Raw genomic sequence first — 6,192 nt, 5'->3', positions numbered from 1 at the left:
AAAATAAAAGCATTTAGATCTCAATTCAGAGGAGTTAGAAATATAGAATTCTTCCTTTTTAGACTAACTAATATTTATGCTTAATTTTTGCTTCCCCACAGGTTTTGGGATTGATCCGTTACTTCGGCATCTGTAATGTGCTCCTTAGCGTAATTAGATTTTAAATAGTTTCGTAAATCAGCTTCGATCAACACTTTTTCGGTTACAATATGACCGTATTGCAAAGTTGGTTCTGATACCCCTTGAAATTCATTTTTACGTACTTCTCCGCCTACAAGATGCGTCATTTGCTCTTCTTGCAGTAGGTGTATAAAGGCTTGTTCTAGTTGTGCTTCGGTGAACTTCATCTTTTTTCTATTTTCCTATCTCCGTTTCTCGGTTGTGATTGAGGATAGTGTATTTTATTTTGTATTTTGCTCTTGATTTAGTTAAAAAACGTAAAATAAGCAGATTCAAATCTATTTATTCTAGTCTTATTTGGACAAATAAGGTTTTTTTATGCTTAAAAATTTCTTATTTACTATATTATTACTATTCATTAATTCCTTTCATTTTTAATGTGTTTACCCCAACATTATAAGCGTATAGCGCGGCAGGTAAAAAGGTAAACTCGATTTCTTGAAAGGTTTTGTTTCCTTCTTGATTAATGGTGGTAACTAATGCACTAGTTAATTTATTTTTTTCACAAAATTGCATTATGCTATGCAGTTCATTTGTTTTTTCAACATAGCGATTGCTCCATTTTATTTCAATACCCCAAATCGGTTTGAAATTTTTATCATCAAGCAATACCAGATCCACTTCACCCTCTTTTTTGTCTTTCCAGCGGGCATAGTTTAGGTTCAAATTTTCCCTATGCATCCACTGCGAAAGTATAGCGGTTTCAACCATATTTCCCATCTCTTGATCACTTTCTGAAATCGGCGAGAACAAAGCGGTACGCAAGGACGGATTGGTCAAATACACTTTAAAACTGGTTACTCTTTTCAATCGTTTAGCATTGATATCTAATTTATTGAGTACTTTAATTAAAAAAGCAGCTTCTAAATATTCTAAATATTTTTTTAAAGTATCTTTTTGAATACCGCTCTCTCTTGACATAGTTTCATACGAAAACTCATTACCTGTATTATAAGCAATGTAAGTGAAAAAACGGTTGAGTTCTTGCACATCTTTGATTCCGTATAAACTTGGTAAATCTCTCAATAAGACCTTATCTACAATATCATTTTTAACATAGCGACCCATATCGCTTTGTATTCTTTCAGATAAAACTACTTCGGGATATCCTCCAAAATTTAGGTAATTCACAAATTCTTTATTGAGTTCGTCAATGTTATTGGTCAATTGATAGGCTATCCCTTTTCCATTGTATTTGATGGTGCCTTCTACCATCAGATGAGAACGATTTTTTAAATGAATAAATTCCTGAAAGGTTAAAGGTGGTAACATAAAATCAGTAAATCGGCCAGCGCCACTTTCGGTACTGTGCCAACGCAATGCTGCGGCAGCGGAACCTGATACGATAAATTTTGTCTTTGGATAAGTGTCTACCAATACTTTTAAATGACGCTCCCAGTCTTTGAGGTACTGAATCTCATCAAAGAAAATGTAACAATCTTCAAGATCTTTAATTTTTAGGGCTTCAGTGCATAAGTCCAAAATGTCCTGCAAGCTCAAATTGATGTAAATAGGATTATCGATACCAATAAAAAATAGCTTTTGTGGATTTATCTTATCCTGTATTAATTGATCGATGGTGTGAAACATCATCACGGTTTTGCCTACACGTCTAGGACCCATTAATACTACCGCTCTTTTAATTTCTTTTTCAACCACAAACGGATAGAACAATGAAAAATACAAACGTTTTGACATTGAACGGTACAGCTCTGGAATGGCTTGAGTTACCCACCAAGGATTCTCATAGCGTAAGCGCTCTATTATTTTTTCTTGCGGAATAAGGGTTGAAATTTTCATAATTTATCTTATTTAGACAAATATAGTAAAAATAAGAAGATTTAAATCTATCTATTTTTGTTAAATTGGGATGAATAAGGATTTTTTGTGTTTAAAAAATCCTTATTTATCGTTTTGAAACCATTTTGCCGACGTTGGGAAAATGATTTTATTTATCTGTTCATAACACTCAATGCAATATCAATGTCTGTAAATTTCTCAATAACATTTGCCTCTATAAAAAACTCTTTCTTTATTTCAATAGACTTTTGTGTATAGTTCTCAAATTCTTCTTTTGTAAAAGGAGCTATTGGAAAACCAAAAACATGTCCTAAAAATTCAATTTCAGCAAACTTGTCATCTGAATATAAATAATTCATTCTATCAAAATACAAAATTGGTGTTTCTGCTTCACGTTTGAAAAATATCATCACACCTATTTTTCTAGTAAAATATAATACTGGTAAATCATAATTATTATATCTAGCAAATCCCCTAATTATATCAAAACTTTCCTCATGACCAAATCTTTTTTGTCTATTAAATTCTTCAAAATACATTTTATACAAACCTCTTTTAAAAGCTCTACAAAGTTCTGATTGATTAGCAAACATAAAAGATTGTTTTATACCTAGACGAAATTTGCCATTTCGTTCTTTCATCTCAAAAAATTGAGACTTGAATTCGCCTACTTTTCTTTTAGTTACACGACCCAATAAGAAAGTTTTTCTGGAAATAGAAAAAGCTTCTTTCAATGCCACTTCAATGGAATATTTACCGTTATGACTGTCTCTATTGCCAAAATAGTAATTACAATCATCGCAAACATTCCTATTATAGTTCTGACCACCTAATGATTTGGGAATGGTATGCGCTTTTTTAATAAAAGTTACATTAGATTTGGTTTCTAAACACCAAATACATTTCCTGTCAATTGCTGAATTACTCATTTTTTAAAGCATATAAAAATGATGCATGACAATATCGCCGGATTTGATCCAACTCAATAAAGTTTCTATGGATTGTTGATTTACACTGTATTTAGCCATTAATTCTATTTTTTTATTGAAGAAGTAATACCTATTAATCTTTGACTTTTAATCGAGATGTTTAAAATTTCAGATGCTTTCTGCTGTTCTATTTCTTTCATTGGAATCATTCTCATAAAATTCAAGCCAAGGCGGCGAAGTATATGAAATCCGAGTGGGTTGTTTTTCAAATCTTCAGCCAAAACTTTAACATTTTTATCTGGGAAAGTTTTGCTATACTCAAAAATGACCGCGATATCAATTAATGAAATCGCATTATTTTGTTGGTCATTGGTGCCAATTGCAAGCTTTTCTTTTACATCGGCAAAGGTTATTTCTAAATCTTTGGAACCTATAGATGATGAAATACGCTTAAAAATAGAATACGAAACCATATATAATAAATTAAACATTAATTGCTTGGCTAGTTCTTCTCTTTCACGCACTGTTAATGCACTGTTAGGATCTTTCTTTATTAAGTCAATAATCTCGTTTTTAATATAATCTTCGCCTTCTAGTAAAGTTTTAAATAAAAAAGTCAAAGAACGTAATCCTAATTTATACATTTCTTCTACAAGATCTGATTTATCATTTCCTGCTAATGATGCATATCTGTTTTTAATAATGTAACCTAAAATTTCAATTGTTTTAAAGGCTTTATTTACTTTTGAGATACTATCAATTTCTTCATTTACATCACTATCTTCCTCAGGACTCTCAATAATCTCCAAGCTGCTATCTTCTATCTCGTTAATTTCTACCTCAATAATATTCTCTTCTTCTTTAAAGTCTAAAGTATCTACTTTCTTTTCAATAAATTCATTTATGTATTTAATGTCACTATTAAACTCAATTATATTTTCATCAATAAAAAGCTCTCTGGCACGTTCCAAAATTTGTTTAATAATAAATTTTGATTTACTGTGATGGGACAAGAAAATATAAATATTTGCACTATCGGTTTGATATAGTTTATTTGATAAGTTAGTAACTTCCTCTTGAATAATTTCATCTTCTAAATTGTCTGAAAAATACTTTCCTATAAAATAAAAATAGATGTACTTATATTTGAATTTATATAATTCTCCGTTCTTTTGAATTAAATTACAATTTTCTAAAATTTCAATAGCATCTCGAAAACTTAATTGAATTTTGTATTTTGAAATAAACCATTGATGAAAATTAATGAATTCATTTTCCTCTATTTCAATTGTCTGATTACTATAAATCCAAAAAGATAATTCAGTCAAGTATGAATAATACTTCTCAATTTCAGCATTTACTTTAATTTTCTGTCCTAAGGCAGATTTAATTAAAACATCATAATAATGACCAAAGGTACTTTGTTCAAAATTTGTTGTATTAGTTAGTTCATTGGCTTGTAAAATTGTCAATATGTATATTGGAAGTGAAGGAATTAAGTTTTTACCAATAACAGAATTTACTGTTTTAGATAATTCTTTAATTTGAAATTCTTTAGACTGCTCATCTTCAAATTCATCTTCAAATAGATCTACCCATTTTCTAATTAACTCTTGTCTTTTCTTACCTCCAAATTTCAATATTTCGAATACTTCAACGGCAGTAACTTGAGATTCAAGTAATTCACTTAATGTAAAATACTCATCCCATGTTATAATAGTTTGAAAAGAGTGCTTATATAAATTTAATATGAAGGTTCTTTTGCTTTTTTGAGGAAGTTTGCAATCATTAAAATCATCAATAATTACAACCAATTCTTTCGTAGTTAAATCTACATCAGCCTTGTATTGTTTTCTAAACTCTTTATTAATTAGTTTAAGAATATCCTCTTCTTTAACTTTTTTAATATCTCGCCCTTTTATAAAAACTGGTACTGTATTTTGTAAAATAACACTTTTTAAATAAATATTTTTGCAAAATGAAGTTTTACCACTATTTTCTTCTCCTAGAATAATTGTATGATTAACTTCTTTATTTATTATTTTTTTTAAAATATCCTCAGATTTAAAAGATGAGCCTTTTTCTTCTTCATCACTTAAACTAAATTTCTCCATGAAAGGAGCAACATAGATATCATCGAGAGTTAGCGTTTTACTTCTATGGGTAAAATTAGCTCCACTATCATTCAAAAAATCATAAAAATCATCTTCTACCAAAGATTGCATATTCACTGATTGATTTAAAACCATTGGTGAATTAACCTTAATTTCTAAAACTCCTTTGTCGCAAACATCTGTATTGTCTACAAAAATTTTAAGTCCATGATTATACTTTAAAAAATTACATTTTATATCTTCACCATAATCAATAACGCTGAATCCATTAGCATAATCTTTATTGCTTTGTCTAATTTGATTTAGTCCTGAAGGTGATACAACTCTCAAACTAGTTCCTGATAAATTTTGAACATATTCGATATCTGTCTGGTGAGTATGACCACTAAAGATTAATTTATAATTTCCAGATATATGACTTTTAATAATTTTTGACTCTACATCAGAAATCCAATCCAGTTGATGATGCATTAATGCTATTCTAATGTCACAATCTTTTATAAATTTATAATTATCATTTACTTGACTTTCTCCAACAAGAAGATTTTTAAAATCATCATCGCCATAACATCTCCAAGATGAGTTTAAAGAGGAAATACCAACAGATTTACCATTTATATCTAATTTAACAGAAAAATTAAATTTTGAATGCAGCTTATCATCAAATGTTTTATACAACTCAAATTCAAAGTTTTTATAATCCTTAATTCTTTGAACTCCATCATAATCCCCTTCATCCGCATTTATAAATGAATTAATTTCATCAATTGAATGTAAATTACCTTTTAATCCAATTTCATGAAAAGGTTTATCAGCATTTCGATTGATATCATGATTACCAGGACAAATAATAAACCTTGATATGTCGATATTTAATTTTTCTAGAATTGGATCTATTATTTGATTTTTAAATATTTTAAATGCTTTAGTAGTTGGTGGAATAGTGTCATCTTTTTCTTTGAAATCGATTCCAGCTTGATTTATCAAATCACCAGTAAAAAAAACTAAATCTATAGGATTTTCTTTTTGTAATTCTTCTATTTTTTTTAAAAAATGTCTTGTCCTGAATAACCGATACAGATTATTAGATAAAAATATTTAATTAAACACTTGCAAAAACGTTTTTGCAAGTGTTTTTTGTTTTATATGTCCTCATTTTAATTTGACTT

The 6,192-nt window shown here is 29.0% G+C and carries 4 protein-coding genes; all 4 read right to left on the bottom strand.

Annotation, left to right across the window (positions count from 1 at the left end):
* Nucleotides 1-80: 80 nt before the first annotated feature.
* Nucleotides 81-347, bottom strand: a complete 267-nt coding sequence (locus tag ACNQGO_RS15195) for a hypothetical protein (RefSeq protein ID WP_417947448.1) — start codon at nucleotides 345-347, stop codon at nucleotides 81-83.
* 184 nt (nucleotides 348-531) lie between these two features.
* Complete coding sequence (locus tag ACNQGO_RS15190) at nucleotides 532-1,980, bottom strand: ATP-binding protein (RefSeq protein WP_417947446.1); 1,449 nt, start codon at nucleotides 1,978-1,980, stop codon at nucleotides 532-534.
* A 152-nt stretch (nucleotides 1,981-2,132) separates the two neighbouring features.
* Nucleotides 2,133-2,909 carry an HNH endonuclease gene (locus tag ACNQGO_RS15185; protein WP_417985793.1) on the bottom strand — a complete coding sequence of 259 codons (777 nt, stop codon included), beginning with the start codon at nucleotides 2,907-2,909 and terminating at the stop codon, nucleotides 2,133-2,135.
* A 104-nt stretch (nucleotides 2,910-3,013) separates the two neighbouring features.
* Nucleotides 3,014-6,103 carry an STAND family AAA ATPase gene (locus tag ACNQGO_RS15180; protein ID WP_417985794.1) on the bottom strand — a complete coding sequence of 1,030 codons (3,090 nt, stop codon included), beginning with the start codon at nucleotides 6,101-6,103 and terminating at the stop codon, nucleotides 3,014-3,016.
* Nucleotides 6,104-6,192: the final 89 nt, after the last annotated feature.

It is taken from the genome of Flavobacterium frigidum, from assembly GCF_048286735.1.
Classification (GTDB): domain Bacteria; phylum Bacteroidota; class Bacteroidia; order Flavobacteriales; family Flavobacteriaceae; genus Flavobacterium.
The sequence above is the reverse complement of the archived record's forward strand: the minus strand, read 5'-3'. Positions and strand labels throughout refer to the sequence as shown.

Excerpts from the sequence above, each read along its gene's own strand:
- ACNQGO_RS15195 (WP_417947448.1), bottom strand. The coding sequence starts at position 347 with ATGAAGTTCACCGAAGCACAACTAGAACAAGCCTTTATACACCTACTG.
- ACNQGO_RS15190 (WP_417947446.1), bottom strand. The coding sequence starts at position 1,980 with ATGAAAATTTCAACCCTTATTCCGCAAGAAAAAATAATAGAGCGCTTA.
- ACNQGO_RS15185 (WP_417985793.1), bottom strand. The coding sequence starts at position 2,909 with ATGAGTAATTCAGCAATTGACAGGAAATGTATTTGGTGTTTAGAAACC.